Annotated in this window: 14 protein-coding genes; 7 read left to right on the forward strand and 7 right to left on the reverse strand. The window is 36.2% G+C overall.

Annotation, left to right across the window (positions count from 1 at the left end; all coding sequences use genetic code 11):
* Positions 1-4: 4 nt before the first annotated feature.
* The 4 genes from ACMAYS_RS07305 to ACMAYS_RS07320 form a co-directional block, all read right to left on the reverse strand.
* Positions 5-946 carry an ABC transporter permease gene (locus ACMAYS_RS07305; RefSeq protein ID WP_103218870.1) on the reverse strand — a complete coding sequence of 314 codons (942 nt, stop codon included), beginning with the start codon at positions 944-946 and terminating at the stop codon, positions 5-7.
* A gap of 115 nt (positions 947-1061) precedes the next feature.
* On the reverse strand, positions 1062-2825 hold the full coding sequence (locus ACMAYS_RS07310; RefSeq protein WP_103218869.1) for an ABC transporter substrate-binding protein: 1764 nt from the start codon (positions 2823-2825) through the stop codon (positions 1062-1064).
* 106 nt (positions 2826-2931) lie between these two features.
* Positions 2932-3642: a hypothetical protein gene (locus tag ACMAYS_RS07315; RefSeq protein ID WP_412463018.1), complete on the reverse strand. Its 711-nt coding sequence runs from the start codon at positions 3640-3642 to the stop codon at positions 2932-2934.
* On the reverse strand, positions 3561-5426 hold the full coding sequence (locus ACMAYS_RS07320; protein WP_412463019.1) for a tetratricopeptide repeat protein: 1866 nt from the start codon (positions 5424-5426) through the stop codon (positions 3561-3563). The genes ACMAYS_RS07315 and ACMAYS_RS07320 overlap by 82 nt, the downstream gene beginning before the upstream one ends.
* Positions 5427-5917: 491 nt before the next feature.
* Between ACMAYS_RS07320 and ACMAYS_RS07325 the strand changes: the two genes are divergently transcribed.
* From ACMAYS_RS07325 to ACMAYS_RS07350, 6 genes are read left to right on the forward strand one after another with little or no spacing between them, the layout of a single operon-like run.
* Positions 5918-6307 carry a polyhydroxyalkanoate synthesis regulator DNA-binding domain-containing protein gene (locus ACMAYS_RS07325; protein WP_103218866.1) on the forward strand — a complete coding sequence of 130 codons (390 nt, stop codon included), beginning with the start codon at positions 5918-5920 and terminating at the stop codon, positions 6305-6307.
* A 45-nt stretch (positions 6308-6352) separates the two neighbouring features.
* On the forward strand, positions 6353-7003 hold the full coding sequence (locus tag ACMAYS_RS07330) for an outer membrane beta-barrel protein (RefSeq protein WP_103218865.1): 651 nt from the start codon (positions 6353-6355) through the stop codon (positions 7001-7003).
* A complete protein-coding gene (locus tag ACMAYS_RS07335) occupies positions 7003-7815 on the forward strand; it encodes an ArsA-related P-loop ATPase (protein ID WP_412463020.1) in 813 nt (270 codons plus the stop codon). The genes ACMAYS_RS07330 and ACMAYS_RS07335 overlap by 1 nt, the downstream gene beginning before the upstream one ends.
* Before the next feature lie 17 nt (positions 7816-7832).
* Positions 7833-8834, forward strand: a complete 1002-nt coding sequence (locus ACMAYS_RS07340) for an ArsA family ATPase (RefSeq protein WP_392990715.1) — start codon at positions 7833-7835, stop codon at positions 8832-8834.
* Entirely contained in the window at positions 8831-10213 is a 1383-nt protein-coding gene (locus tag ACMAYS_RS07345; protein WP_103218862.1) for a pyridoxal-phosphate dependent enzyme, read from the forward strand. The genes ACMAYS_RS07340 and ACMAYS_RS07345 overlap by 4 nt, the downstream gene beginning before the upstream one ends.
* On the forward strand, positions 10213-11379 hold the full coding sequence (locus ACMAYS_RS07350; RefSeq protein ID WP_412463021.1) for a trans-sulfuration enzyme family protein: 1167 nt from the start codon (positions 10213-10215) through the stop codon (positions 11377-11379). The genes ACMAYS_RS07345 and ACMAYS_RS07350 overlap by 1 nt, the downstream gene beginning before the upstream one ends.
* Here the strand turns inward: ACMAYS_RS07350 and ACMAYS_RS07355 are convergent.
* Both ACMAYS_RS07355 and ACMAYS_RS07360 read right to left on the reverse strand, forming a co-directional pair.
* On the reverse strand, positions 11376-12038 hold the full coding sequence (locus ACMAYS_RS07355; protein ID WP_412463022.1) for a hypothetical protein: 663 nt from the start codon (positions 12036-12038) through the stop codon (positions 11376-11378). The two genes, ACMAYS_RS07350 and ACMAYS_RS07355, sit on opposite strands and share 4 nt — an antisense overlap.
* Positions 12019-13089: a hypothetical protein gene (locus ACMAYS_RS07360; RefSeq protein WP_103218859.1), complete on the reverse strand. Its 1071-nt coding sequence runs from the start codon at positions 13087-13089 to the stop codon at positions 12019-12021. Before ACMAYS_RS07360 ends, ACMAYS_RS07355 begins: the two co-directional genes overlap by 20 nt.
* Before the next feature lie 185 nt (positions 13090-13274).
* Here ACMAYS_RS07360 and ACMAYS_RS07365 point away from each other — a divergent pair, with 185 nt between their 5' ends.
* Positions 13275-14087: an HD-GYP domain-containing protein gene (locus tag ACMAYS_RS07365; protein ID WP_412463023.1), complete on the forward strand. Its 813-nt coding sequence runs from the start codon at positions 13275-13277 to the stop codon at positions 14085-14087.
* Here the strand turns inward: ACMAYS_RS07365 and ACMAYS_RS07370 are convergent.
* On the reverse strand, positions 14084-15562 hold the full coding sequence (locus tag ACMAYS_RS07370) for a hypothetical protein (protein ID WP_412463024.1): 1479 nt from the start codon (positions 15560-15562) through the stop codon (positions 14084-14086). The two genes, ACMAYS_RS07365 and ACMAYS_RS07370, sit on opposite strands and share 4 nt — an antisense overlap.
* Positions 15563-15565: the final 3 nt, after the last annotated feature.

Below are 15565 nucleotides of genomic sequence, written 5' to 3' on the forward strand. Positions count from 1 at the left end.
ACTCCTACTTTAGCCTTACTCTTGGATCAACGATTGTATATAGAATATCTGTAATTACCGTAAAGATAATGTAGGCCATTGCCGAAAGAATCGTCATCGCCTTAATAACTGGGAAGTCATTATCAAATACAGCTTTTACAGTTAATCCACCTAGCCCTGGAATTGAGAAGAAACTCTCAAGTAATAGAGCACCTAAAATAAGGAAAGGGATTTGGATAACTACATATGTAATAATTGGAATTAAAGAGTTCTTTAATACGTGCTTTAGAAGAACAACTTTTTCACTTAGACCTTTTGCACGTGCAGTACGTACATAGTCTTGATAAATATCATCTAGAATAACTGTTCTAAAGTAACGAAGATCCGGACCAAGGTTTAAAACAACCATGATGATAACCGGAAGTATTACGTAAGGAATAAAGTATGGGAAACCATGCTCATAACCAGAAATTTCAAACCACCCTAACTCATAAGCAAAAAACTTCTGGAAGAAGAGGATATAAGCAAGAGATGGAATACTCATTAAACATACACAGATAATGACAAGTGTACGGTCAATTAGCTTTCCTCTAAAAAATGCTACGATGATCGCAAGTAAAATAGAGAAAACTGTCGAAATTAAAAACGCTGGAAAAGTTAGCGTTAGTGATGGTACTGCACCTTCTTTAATCATATCGATAATACTTTGCTTTGTTGCCCAAGAGCGACCAAAGTCAAAAGTAAAAGCCGACTTTACAATACCGATATATTGCTCAAGTAACGGACGATCAAGACCAAGCTCATGTCTAACTTCTGCAATTTGCTTTGCTGAAGCGTGCTTCCCAAGCAGTAACTGAGCAGGATCATATCCCGATAAGTTAAAGATAGCGAAAATAATTAAACAAACACCCAAAATAATTGGGATCGTATAAAGTAGTCTTCTTAAAATATATGACCAAGTATTCACAAAAACAGCTCCTTAGCTCGAACTTAACTAGCGTATCGCTTATTTAAAAAAGCAACCATTAAGATTGCTTCATTAAATAAGCGCTGAAGTAAACTCCAGCGCTAACATTTATCAATTATAATTTTGATTGCATGTCTTTTTTAATTTTTAAATCAACATCTAAGTACTGATCTTGACCAGCTTCAAAGTCTGTTGAAATGTAATTCTTTAACCAGCTGTGCTTAATTAAGTATGACTGACGGTGAACACCATATAGCCATGGAACTTCTTCAGCTGCCATTTTGTTAAGAGTTTCATAGATAGCAGTTCTCTCTGGAGAATCTTGCATAACTGAAGCCTTAGCAAATAGTTTGTTGAATTCAGCATTATCATAACCAGATCCGTTAGCACCTGGAGATTTATTTGGTCCATAAAGTAGTTGTAGGAAGTTTTCTGCATCTGGGTAATCTGCACCCCATGCGATTCCGTAAAGCATTACCTGACGAGCAGTAATTTTCTTTTGTAGCTCTGGCCAAGAGTTTTGAACAACTTTGATATTTACACCAATTTCTGCCATTTGCTTTTTGAAAAGCTCACCAATCTGTCTTGAAGTTGAAGTACTTGGACAGTCATAAGTAATTTCAGGAAGACCTTTACCTTCAGGGTAACCAGCTTTTGCTAGAAGTGCTTTTGCTTTTTCTAGGTCACGGTTACGGTAAGGGTTTACATAATCTGGCATGTAACCAGCAATCCCCGGAGGAACAACTGATTGTGCTGGAAGAGCTGTATCATTATAGAAAAGCTTATTAAACTCTTTTACATCGTAAGCAAGTGCAAGCGCTCTTCTCAGATCAACGTTATTGAATAGTTTAAGGTCGTGATTAAAAGCAGTATAAGTAACATCTAGTGATGGTGATACTGATAGATCAATACCTTTCTTAGCAAATTCTTCTCCAAGACCTTTACCTGGAGTAACAGCTGATTCAAAGTTATCTTTTGGGATACCAATATAATCAACACGTCCTTTAAGGAAGTTTAGCCATCTTGGTTGATCTTCTTTAATGATGTTTACTTCAATCTTTTCTACGAAAGGAACTGGCTTACCAGCATATGCAAGCATGTGTTTGAATTCATCACTTGCTTCAGATGGGAAAAGCTTCTTTCTGAAGTTAGGGTTTCTATCGTAAGTAAACTTCTTTGAAGATTGGCTAAACTCTTTCAGCATGAAAGGACCTGTACCAACTGGGTGGTTTAGGAATTCTTTCCCATAGTGATCAACAACTTCTTTTGCAACTACAAATGTAAATGGCATTGCAAGAGAGTATAGGAATTGTGGGAATTGCTTCTTAAGTTTGAACTGAAGAGTGTACTTGTCTAGAGTCTTTAGACCCTCAACAACTTCTGTATAATCAACAGAATCTTTCTTAGAGTTCTTCTCACGCCACTCATCAAGACCAACAATCTTATCTTGAAGTAGCCACCAACCTAGACCTTGTAGTTTTGGGTCTGCAAGTCTCTTGATTGAATATACAAAGTCTTCTGCAACAAGCTCACGCCCTTTACCATCTTTGAAGGCAGCGTTGTCTTGAAATAAAACACCTTGTCTAATTTTAAAAGTATAAGTTAGACCATCTTCTGAAACTTCAGGAAGAGCTTCTGCAAGATTTGGTACAAGTGTGTATGGTCTCTTTAAGTAGTGGTACTCTAATAGACCTTCGTAAACACGACCAACTTCATTTGAAGAATACTTGTCGTTTGCATAAATTGGATCCATTCCCTTCACTTCTGAAGTAACGGCCAGGTGTAGAACTTTTTCACTAAGATCCACTTTTTTTGTACATGAAACTGTTAAAGCTAATAGCCCCATGATTAAAAATGAAACAAGATTCCTTGATTTCATAAACCATCCTTTGTTCAAAAAATTATTGCATAGAATAATACTAGAGTAATTTATACAAGAGATAAGATAAATTTACTAGAATTTATTAGGAAGCGTTGTTGCGCTGCTAGATAGATCCGCAGCTATCAACGATAAGGTCCAAGGCGAGGACTCTTTGCTTTTTATTTGTTTTTTTAGAGTTGTGAATTCCCTCTAAACGAATAAATTTATATTCGTTTTCTTGTAACTGAGAGAATGATGCGTTGAATTCATAATTGCCAATCATCGGCGTCTTATATTCAACAGTCCCATCACTGTAATGTTTAATATCACCTTCAAGACACCCTCTGTCACAATAATTGCTATCGATATTCTTTATCTCACTAAAGAAAAGTCGGTTTCTTAAGAGAAAGTCATTTAATATTTTAAGTGATGAATAACGCTTTGCCTTTACTAACTCTGTAGAAATTTTCTTATAGAGAGTTCCTGAAATATCAGCTGCTAACTCTTCACTTGCATCGAGTGGAAGAATTAAGGTTTCTTGCCCTTTGAATGGAACATCAATGGCAAGGCTAAATGTTTCTTTATTTAAAATGGCATTATAAGTGAAGCGCTCTTGATTCTTGCCAAACTTCAAACGGCCACGGCCTTTAAATTCTTGGCAAATACCACTCGTTAAAAGCTTATGGGCCTCAACTTTATTCGTTGAAGCTCCAGCCTTATCTGATAAATCTTTTGGATTTGTTGTACAAGATATTAACGTGAAGCCGGCAAACGCACAGAGTCCAGCTTTTCGATATAATTTAGAATTTCTTCGCGTTCGTTTACTTTCGTACAATTTTTAAGTGCCTCGACGTAATATTGACGAGCCTTTTCTGGCTTCTTTAAAGAAGTATATATGAGCCCTAAGTGCTTTGCAATGACCACATCGTCACTTACTAAAGCAAAGGCTTTTTTAATTTCGCGGTAAGCTTTCTGATATTCTCCAGTTTTGTAATAGTACCAACCTAAAGAATCACGGATATATCCATCTTGAGGGTTAAGCTGAACAGCTCTCTTAATATAAGCATAGGCTTTATCCATATGAACACCTTGCTCTAGGTATGTATAACCTAAGAAGTTCAGAGCATGTGAGTTATTTGGATCACGCTTTAAGATATCTAACATAATCTTTTCGGCTTTTGTGAATGCCTTATCTTTTTCATATAAAGATGCAAGATAATAAGCATGTCCATCTGTATAGCTATCGTGCTCAATATGAGATTCCATTAAAGCGATAGCTCGGCTTAGATCTTTTCGATTTTCATAGTAACCTGCAAGAATTACTTCTAATTTAAAACGTAACTCTTTTGATGCTTTTGAACGCTCTTTTACAAATTCTACAAGACGCTTTTCTTGCGCAGGATCTTTTTGTGCATATGTATTCAAAATATTTGCGATCTGAATATTTGACTCATGAAAAAGTGAGCTATCTTCTTTAATTCTTGAAAAATATGTTACCGCAAGATCACCTTCGTTAGACTGCTGATAAAGACTTGCTAGGTAATAAAGAACTTTATCTGAATCTGGGATAACAGTAAGAATTTCTTTAAAGATTCCTTTTGCATCCTCAATCTTATTAGTCTCTGTATAAATAACTCCCAATCTAACCTTTAAATTTAAATTCTCAGGATCTAGAGCTAGTAACTTCTCTAAGTAAGGAACAACTTCTTTATACTCACCATCTGTAAAAAGTAGATTTACGTATTTTCCAAGTGCAGTGTAATTATTTGGATCGTATTTCAAAAACTTCTGATAAAGAACCTTTGCAGATTTAAAATCACCTTGTTGTTCGTAAATCATTCCAAGCAGAATAGTACTTTGCTGATTAGTTGGATCAAGCTTTAAAGAATTATTAAAATACTTTTTGGCCTTCTTATAATCAGATTTTTCAAAGTGGATTTTGCCAGTATGAAAGGCATAAATACTGCGATTTTCGCGATCTTTTTGTGAGCAATAACTTAGCGTTCCAACAGCTTTCTTGAATTTCTTTTCATCCACATAAGCTTTTGAAAGATAAATACAAGCTTCACTTAAAATTGGTCTCGTTTTATAGACTAGTTCACGATATAGCTTGATTGACTGCTTTGATTTTCCCAATGCACCATATACGCCTGCAAGTAAGAGTCTTGCCTTAATTTTAATATCTTTGTCCGCATGTTTAATAAGGTACTTTAGCTCCCTTTTTCCATCTTCTAACTGACTCGACTTAATAAGTTCAACCGCATATTTTTTTCTTAGATAAATATCTTTAGGTTTTAAATCAACAACGTGTTTTAAGATAAGTGATGCCGAAACAGAATCACCACTCAAAGAAGCGTCTGCAGCTTTTAAGAAAAGGTCACTAGCGACATAATTTACCGTAGCGTCGCCCTTCGTTTTTGCTTCTTCTACAATCTCGCTAAGAGACTGATCAACAAACTCTTGCGCTCGCTTCGCCTTTTCAAAATCAGAAATGGTATTTGAAAGCTGTGAATCTTCATTGATATTAGACTCATCTTCAACATTATTGGTCGTTGCACAACCAATGAGTGTTACTAGCGCTATCGTATAGAGTGAATTTTGAATGAAATTTTTAAACATCTAATATCCTTGGCCTTACTGCCTCAGTCTCTCATCGACCTAAATAGATATTTCTTAAAGAAAATTAATCCTTAATTTCGTAGGGGCAACATTAGGTAGAACTTAAGTATCAATGACTTGCATTAGTTCGACCTAATGCACGATAAATAGCTGAAATCATGGCAAATAAATGGATTCTCTTTGAATTTAGATAAAATTAAGAAGCCTATCCCTTGACAGTTACTGTCATTGACTGTTACTTCTCTGATGCAAATTTCAAAACGCTTAGCAATAGACACAGCGGGAATCAATAAAATATATGAACACCAACCTGTCTTTTGTTCAAAGTTGAACTTATAAGTAATTAATTTTACTGGACATAGCTTAACGGTGAAATTTATACAAAAAGCTTAACTATTACAAAGCGTCGTGTTAATTATTAACTCGTTTTAGCTCAAGAGAATTCTAAAATTAAACTTGAGATATATTCGTAAACCAATAGGGGTAGTAGAATGAATGATGTAAGAATTATTAAAAGGTACCAAAACAGAAAACTTTATGACACACACCAAAGTTGCTATGTAACACTTGAAGAGATCGCTCAAATCATCAGAGAAGGTCACGAGATTCAAGTAATCGATAACAAAACTAAAAATGACATCACTTACATGACTCAAATCCAACTTCTTTTTGATCAAGAGAAAAAGTCAACTAAGCCAGGTGACGTTGAACTTCTTAAGAGAGTTATCCGTGGTGAAGAAGGTACTTTCACTGGATATATTAGAGGCTTAGAAGGTATTGAAGCTCCAGTTGTTGAAGAAGCACCAGCTCAAACTTTCAACTCTTTCAACAGCGCAGCAAACCTAAACTCTTCTGTTGAAACTACGACTACTTTAAACTAATATAAGGCAGTTATTACTGCATATATATTTAGTTTAGAGGGTGAAATGATTTTTCAAATTTCAAAATCTATATTAAGGCCTGCAGTTATTCTAGCAGGCCTTTTTATTTTTGGTGTTCAAACACAAGCACAAACAGTTAAGCAATTGACTTCTTCTAAGTCAGCAAAGAAGAATTCAGATGCGGCAGCAGCGGCAGCTCTTCTTAGTGGCCAAGAGCTTCACATTCACTCAGTTGGGATCGGAATTGGTCAAACACTTCTAATGAGTGATCTTAAAGATAACGGTGAAGATAAAATTACGGCTGAATTATTTTATAATTACAAGGCTTCTTACTCGTTTGATTTTTACGCCAACCTACATTATTCAAAACATGAATATGAGAATACTTATTCGAAGACTGCAGGACTTCTTTTTGGAGCGAAAGGAAAGCTATTTCATTATGATGCATTCCAACCATTCCTTGCAGCAGGTCTTGGTTTCTTTAGGCCACAAATAAAGACTGATTCGTATAAGTCAGATGCAAAGACAGTATTTGGTTATCAACTAGGTGCTGGTGCAGACTTTGATTTAAATAGAAAAATCACAGTTGGTGCTATGGCCACATTCAACGATCCGTTTGATGTAGATCAAGAGAATCGCTCAGATGTTGAGGGATACTACTTTAAAGTTCTACTTACGGTATTCTACAAATTCTAATGAAGTTTAAAGACTTATATATCGTCACGGGAAAAGGAGGCGTTGGAAAAAGCCTCACTTCCGTGGCGCTTACTAAGTCGATTTCTGAACTTAATCATAATAAGAATGTATATTATTTCTCATTTGAACAAAATGAGGACAAAGAGCTAATCAAATCACTTAATATCAAAACTGTTGAGCTAACTCACTTAAGCTCAGTTCAAGAATATATTGCTCGTAAACTAAATTCAAAAACAATTGCCAAGTGGATTGTTTCAACTTCATTCTTTAAGGCCTTATTTGATATGGTCCCAAGTTTTGGTCAACTGATCTTCCTTGGACACATTATTGACCTTGCAAAAGAAGAAGAAAATATTGTGATTGTTGATGCTCCAGCATCTGGTCACCTACTTTCAACAATACACTCTCCAAAGGTCTTTAAAGATATTTTTAAAATAGGACCGATTGCAAATGATATCGATAAGATGCATAACTTCTTAACGAATAAAGAACACACTCAATGCATTGTTGTTAGTATTCCGACAGAGCTTGCTGTTGAAGAAGGTATTGAATTAAGAACTGAACTTACTAATGAGTATAGTATTTCAACAATCGAAATCCTCAATTGTGATTTAACTCTGAACAAATTCCCAGAAGATGACACGCCTGACTTTATAAAGGTAAAGATTGAGAATCAAAGACACTTACAAGATAAGTTTCAGGTAAAATATGATCTCCACTTTCCACAGATCATTGCACAGACGCAAGAGCAACAGGTTGAGGAATTAAGTGATATGATCATTGAAAAGATGGATATCTTTAAAACAAAATAAAAAGTAGGCTGTGACGAGTGAAGGACTTTAAGAAAATTGAGATTTTTTGTGGAACAGGAGGAGTTGGAAAAACAACGATTTCTGCATCCCGCGCTTTTTCTTTAGCGGCAATGAATAAGAAAGTTCTACTTATTACTATTGATCCAGCTAAACGCTTAAGACAACTCCTCAATCTCAAAGATCAGTCTGAGATAGTTGAGTTCAAAAACGAAGAAATCTCTTTCGACGTTCTTCTTCTTGACTGCAAATCTTCATTTGAAAAGATTTTAGGTGCAAAGGTTGATAATAAGATTTTAGAAAACTTAACGAGTTCACGCGGTGGACTTAATGAGATTCTTGCAGTCCTTGAAATTCAGTCTCAAATTAATCGCAATATCTATGATGCGATCGTAGTGGATACAGCACCAGGAAAGAACTTTTTAGACTTCCTTAATTCCTCAAAGAAGATCAATCGCTTCTTTAATAAGACATTTGCGGAAGCATTTAATTATATTACAAATCAAAATAAACCAGGGCGTTTTTTCAACCGCATTATCTCAACGGGGATTGAAAAGTTCCTTAGTTACCTTGAAAGTGTAACGGGACAAGGATTTATCAACGACTTCCTTGAGGCGATCTCAATTCTCTACGGTAATCGAGAGAAGTTTATCGATGGATTAAGTGTAGAAAAAACATTAAATGATCCTGCTCACTCGAGGTGGTATTTAGTAACTTCAGCAGAGCACATGAAAGAGGTCGAAACGAAGCAAATCTTTGACTCAATTCAAGCTCAAATGAACACCGAACGTTACCTCATTATCAATAAATCATGGTATAACAATCTCGCATCGTGGCAGCCTAAAACGACACAGATGCAAGAATTTAAAGAAACAATAATTAAACAAGAAGAAATAAAAACTTCCATTTCGAAGAAGTCCAATATCGAAACTCTTACGTTTCCAGATCTTGTGACTTTTGACCCGATAGAGCAACTAAGGGCCCTACAGGACAACTGGAAGAAAACGGAGAAAGAAGTATGATGAAAGGTGCTAAGGCAAACGTTGTTGAAGCAATTGGTAATACACCAATCGTAAAATTAAATAGTATTGGTAAAGATACAAATTGTGAATTCTACGTGAAGTTAGAATATATGAACCCGGGTGGGTCAACAAAAGATCGTATCGGTGCTTATATGCTTGATCGTGCAGTTGAAGAAGGTGTTCTAAAGCCAGGTGGAACAATTATTGAAGGAACATCTGGAAATACAGGTGTTGGACTTGCAATGTGGGCAGCAGTTCACGGTTACAAATGTATCTTCGTTCTAGCTGACAAACAATCAAAAGAGAAAATTGATAACCTAAGAGCTTTCGGTGCAAAAGTTGTTGTATGTCCAACAAATGTTGAGCCTGAAGATCCTCGTTCTTACTACTCTGTTTCTAAAAAACTTTCAGAAACAATTCCAAACTCATTTTATGTAAATCAATACGATAACCTACATAACAGAAATACTCACTATACATGGACTGCTCCAGAAATGTATGAGCAAACTCAAGGTGATTTTGATGTATTCATGGCAGCTGTAGGTACAGGTGGAACAATTTCTGGTTGTGGACGCTACTTCAAAGAGAAAATGGATAAAGTAGAAATCATTGGTGTTGACTGTGTTGGTTCAATTATCGCGGGTTACCACAAGACTGGTGAAATGGGTCAAGCACACTCATATGTTCTTGAGGGTGTTGGTGAAGACTTTATTCCTGAAAACTATGACTTTGACTTAATTGATGACTTTGAAGTTATTAACGATAAAGAATCATTTCTTATGACAAGAAGACTTCTTAAAGAAGAAGGAATTTATGCTGGTGGTTCAGCTGGTGCCGTAATTGAAGGTGCTTTAAAGTATGCAGCAAAACAAACTGAACCAAAGAAAATCCTTATCCTACTACACGATTCAGGAAACCGTTATGCTTCAAAAATCTATAATGATGATTGGATGAGTGATGGTGGTTACCTTGATTCTTCTTTTAACGTTCAAATTTCAGAAGTACTAAACACTCTTGGAAAGAATGGAAATATCATCACTGTTGAAGACACAACAACAATTGGCGAAGCAATTACACTTATGGAAGAAAAGAATATTTCTCAGCTTCCTGTAGTTAATAAAGGTGGAGATATTCTAGGTCTTTGTACAGAGAAGAACCTAATTAAGCCTGTTATCATGGGCGAGTTCCAAAAAGACGACAATATCTCTCTTGCAATCTCTAATAACTACCGCGTAGTTGATTGTAACGAACTTCTTGAAACTGTAGCAGATGCACTTTTAAAGAAAGAAGTTGCTATCATTACTAAGAATGGAAAAGTTTCAGATGTACTTTCTGAAATCGACGTTCTTCAGTATATGTCTGAGAAAGGCTCAAAGTAATGAAAAAGGCCAAGCTTAAACAAGCGGCCAAAGCCTCGGTGTGTATTCACGCCGGGGCATATCCTGATAAAGAAACAGGTGCGGTTATTCCACCTATTTATCAAACTACGACCTATGCTCAATCTAGTCCTGGTGAGCACCAAGGTTACGAATACTCAAGATGTCACAATCCAACACGAACAAGACTTGAAGAAGCTCTAGCTGCACTTGAAAATTCAAAGTATGCATTGGCCACGTCAAGTGGGGTCTCAATAGAGATGCTTATTATGCATACGCTACCAGCAGGCTCGACAATTTTATGTGGAGATGATGTATATGGTGGCACTTACCGTCTCTTTACAACAGTCTTTAACTCAATTCACAATTTTATCTTTGTCGACACAACTGATGTAAATAAAGTTGAAGCTGCACTAAAAGAACACAAACCAAAGCTCTTGTGGGTAGAAACACCAACAAATCCACTCTTAAAAATATCCGATATTAAAAAAGTATCTGGGTTAGCTAAAAAGCATAAGGCCATAACAGTTGTCGATAATACTTTTATGAGTCCTTATTTTCAAAACCCTCTTGATTTAGGTGCTGATATTGTTATGCATTCAGTAACTAAATATATAAATGGCCACTCTGACGTTGTCGGAGGTGCTTGTATGCTTAACAATAAGAAACTCTATGAGAAATTGTGGACACTACAGAAATCACTAGGGCCAACACAATCCCCTTTTGACTCATGGCTAGTTCTTCGCGGTATAAAAACTCTTGCTATAAGAATGGAAGCTCATGCAAAGAATGCGATGAAAATTGCTAAGTATCTTGAGGACCATCCTAAAGTCGAAAAGGTCATGTACCCAGGACTTAAGTCTCACCCACAACACTCAATTGCAAAGAAGCAAATGTCAGGCTTTGGCGGAATGATTACATTCTTTTTAAAAGGTGATATCAAGCAGTCGAAGAGATTTTTACAAAAAGTTGAAATGTTTTCACTAGCAGAAAGCCTTGGTGGAGTTGAAAGCCTTATTGAACATCCAGCTATTATGACTCATGCTTCTGTTCCAAAAAATGTTCGTGAAAGTATTGGTCTGACAGATAACCTGATTAGATTATCTGTCGGTATAGAAGATGCTAACGATCTTATTGCAGATTTAGAAACAGCATTTAAATCAGTTTAAAAAGTTCCTGGACCAGCGCTTTCATCAATTTGAAAGTCACCAGATGATTCAATTTTAGGTTGCTCTTGGCCATTATCTTCTTTAACTTCAGTTTTTTCTACTACAGGTTTAAACTCTGCTCTTTTTCTTTTTAAATCTTCTGGTATTCTAGCAATTGGCTTTCTAATCATTATGTAGTCATAGTTTCCATTGCGACTAAATACTGTATTAGCATTTAAGTATTCTTCTACTAGAAGTTTTGCACAGAAAACACGTCCATGATCATCATTAAGACTATTTTTTGCACCAGAAGCAAAGATGAGACCGTCATCTTCAATTATTTTTTTAATTGTCTTATATTCGTCACAGAATTCGTTTGAAGTTGCATGACACTCACCTTCTTTACGAAAGACATCTACTGAATTTGAAGTCGACTTAACGTGAATTGGATCGCGACAAATATCAATAAGCCAATTACGATTCATATACTTATATTGATTATGGGCGATCTCAATTTCGCACTCTTTCTTACTAATAGTTATAGTCTTATTCAAAAGACCAAATGGTGCTGATTTGTGTTTTACAGAAACATCAAATGAAGACTGAAAGCACTCAGTTCCAGTAAAGGCAATTGCCTGAGCTGTGATAAAGAAAACGATACTAGATTTTAGAAATTGCATTTTTATCTACCTCTACCATTAGGATGGTTTGATCATTTGGTAAAAAATCATCTTCATTATATCCCTTTTTACTTTGAAATGTTAATTCACTAATTAACTCAACTGGAGATGACCAGTTTTTCTTAATAAAAGAAATATACTCTTCGCCATTAACAATATGGTCGTTATTCTTGAAATATCCAGGCGATAGTAAAAGAACTCCCTTCCCCTTTTCTAATTGAACACTCTGCTTCTTAACTTCATATGAGTTTGGAAAGCTATATTCATTTGATGAAATTAAAATATCATTTTGAGAAAGAATCTCATGGGCACCAATATTAATACTCTCGAGAGTAAGATCAGCTAGTGTTAATTTAGCGACTAGAATAGATGCCTCTCCGAACTCCGAGAAATCCTCAGTACGCTCTTCAAGTTGGCCAAGAATCTTATCCATTGTAAGGCTGCCTTCAGCTTTCCATCCTTCAATCATCGTTAAGAAACTCCCAATGAGCATATATGATGTAGCGTGCAGGGAGATAATCCAAACATCACCACCTACTTTAAAAAAATCGAAGAATTCACCACCATTAGATGTTCCCGCACAAAAACGTGACGTAATCCCAACTCCTCGAATCTTTTCACTTCTAAAAGGGGCCATATTCTTATGCATTTCTCTAATGCTTTCAACTTGTCCAACAAGTCCTTCCATGACGCTATTCATTTTATAAAGCAGCTTTTTTTGAAGCTCCATTGCTTTTAGGCCTTCAATTGCATTCTTCATATTTAGTAAGTTCTCTTCAACTGATTTATCAGCAAAGAAAACACCTAGACACATTTCATTTTCAAGAATTGATTTATCAATCTGATCTCCATCATGAAAAACAATGATAAAGTACTCATCATTAGCAATATCATTTTGTGATTTTGTAAAGGCCACTTGACTTGCAGCTGATTCGTTATTTTCTTCTGAAACATCTTGATTAAAATCTGAAAGCTCTAGCAATTTTAGTAGATTATTGAGCTTATCTACGGCAATTTTGTCGATATTAGACTCGACGATACGAATACGCATAACTCTTCCTAAGTATTTAAAATTAAATAGTGATGACACGATTTTTTGGCATCTTGAAAATCCATTTTAGCATATTAAGCGACCAATATCATATAAATGAGCCGATTAAATTAAAGATTCCTTAAGAATGACCCGAAGAATTATTAGAATATGGGTATAACCCGACTGTAACACTAGGTCTTATAATGAAGAAGAGTAAAATCGTAAATTTGGGAGAGAGGCGTAAGAAAGCAAGTACTCGTAAAAGTACTGCGACAAAGAAGTCTCAATCCGCAGTCATCTCTGAAAAAACCGTTGTTAATGCAAGGGGTACAACTGATGATCCAACAAAAAGGCTAGAAGCTGAGAATAAAGCACTTAAGCTTGAGCAAAAGAAGATTTGCGAAATGGCCGCGAGAACAATTCTTCATGCACTAGATTGCAAAGACCACTACACTTACGGACACAGTACACGTGTTGCTTATTTTAGTTTAACACTTGGAAAAGAAATCGGACTTAATGAAGACGAATTATATGACTTAGAACTTTCTGCACTTTTCCACGACATTGGAAAAATTGGTGTACCAGATGAGGTTTTAAATAAGCCTTCAAGACTTACTGAAGACGAATTTCTTCAGATGAAAAGTCATCCAGAAAAATCATTTGAAATCCTCCAAGGATTTACTCATTTTGAAAAAGTCGCTACATTTGCAAAATATCACCATGAAAGATGGGATGGACGAGGATACCCTGAAGGACTTAAGGGTGAAGATATTCCATTATTCTCTAGAATTATTCTAATTGCAGATACTTTCGATGCAATGACTTCAACGCGTGTTTATCGTAAGGGACTAGACTACGAAGTTGCTTATGCTGAGCTTGAAGAATTCTCTGGATCACAATTTGACCCAGAGTTAGCACGAGCATTTGTAAGAGCGATGAAAAAAGAAGAAGCGAAACAAGAAAAAACGTTCACGCTTACAATCATCGACGGCCTCTTTAAGAAAGACGCCGCCTAATTACAATTTGGCGTTTCAGCAACAGTATTAATATAATACATCTGTAAAGTTCTACAGTCGTACTCTGATGCTAAAACCTTAGAGGTTGCACATTCGTTAGGTTTCCCTTCTTGTAGTGCCCATTTCATATTAGCTTCACACTTAAGATAGGCTTTGCGATCAACACATGCCCAGTGTTTTCCTTTACAATTATATACTAGACCTTGGCCAAACTCTGTATACTTAGGAGGCTCAACATACTCTAGTCTTTCAACAACCTCTTTCTTTTCCTCTTCCAACTTATCAACAATTTTATCAAGTTGATTATCAAGAGAATCTGACTTCACATCATCTTCATCTTTTTCTCCAAAGCTACCTGTAGTATCGACCTGCGTTTGAGGAACGACAATGGGCTCAGGATTAACTTCAGTATTCTTCTCTCCCACATCTAATACTGTCTCTTCAACTTTTTCCTCAACTTGAGGTTCCGTTATTGTTTCAACTGGTGCTACTGCAGGTTCTACAACTTGCGGCTCAGGCTGTACCTGTGGCACTGGCTCTGGTTGAGGCGCTGGTTCAGGTTGAGTCTCTGGTTGAACAGAAGGCTGAGTTTCAGCTTGTTGTGATTGAGCATTTTGAGTCTCTTGTACTTGTTGAGACTGTTCCGTCGTTTGCTCTTGAGCTTTCTTTGGCTTCTTCTTACGAGGCTTTTTCTGTCTCTTTACTGGTGGAACTTCCGGAACTTCATTGTCACTCTCATCTGTTAAAACAAATTGATCTATGGCAAGGAGAACAACTGCAACAATTAAGACAAGCTTAATTAACTTACTCTTATCAGAGTCCTTTTTCTTATTTTCATCTTCATCTTCATCATCCTCGTCTTCGTCTTCATCTTCATCATCTTCGTCGGCATCATCATCTTCTTCATCGTTATCTTTTTTTGAAGACTTTTTCTTAAGCATTTTAGCCAGGAATGGAAGTTGCTTTTCTAAAAACGACTTTTCTTCTTCATCGTCTTCATCTTCATCTTCATCCTCATCTTCGTCATCACGATCTTCTTCCTCATCTTCTTCCTCATCTTCATCAGAAGATTTTTTCTTAAAGAGCTTTGCTATTGACGGAAAGTTTTTGGATAGAAATGATTCCTCGTCGTCTTCATCATCTTCATCATCTTCATCTTCGTCGTCATCTTCGTCGTCATCTTCGTCGTCGTCATCATCATCATCTTCTTCATCCTCATCAACATTTTGAGGCTCAGACATAACGACTTCATCATCTGATCCAGACTCATACTCATCTTCTTCTAATTCAGTATCGGCCAACTCTTTTGCGCCAGGAATTTTAACATCTGTTGATGTCGCATCATCAAAATCCGAATCATCCTCATCTTCATCAGATTCGAATTCATCTTCTTCAAATTCTTCAAGTAGCTCTTCGTCTTCCTCCGACTTTTTAAGCTTACCTTTCATCTTGTCAAAAAATCCCTTCTTGGCCACAAG

It is taken from the genome of Halobacteriovorax sp. RT-2-6, from assembly GCF_047085025.1.
In the GTDB taxonomy this organism is placed as follows: Bacteria; Bdellovibrionota; Bacteriovoracia; order Bacteriovoracales; family Bacteriovoracaceae; genus Halobacteriovorax_A.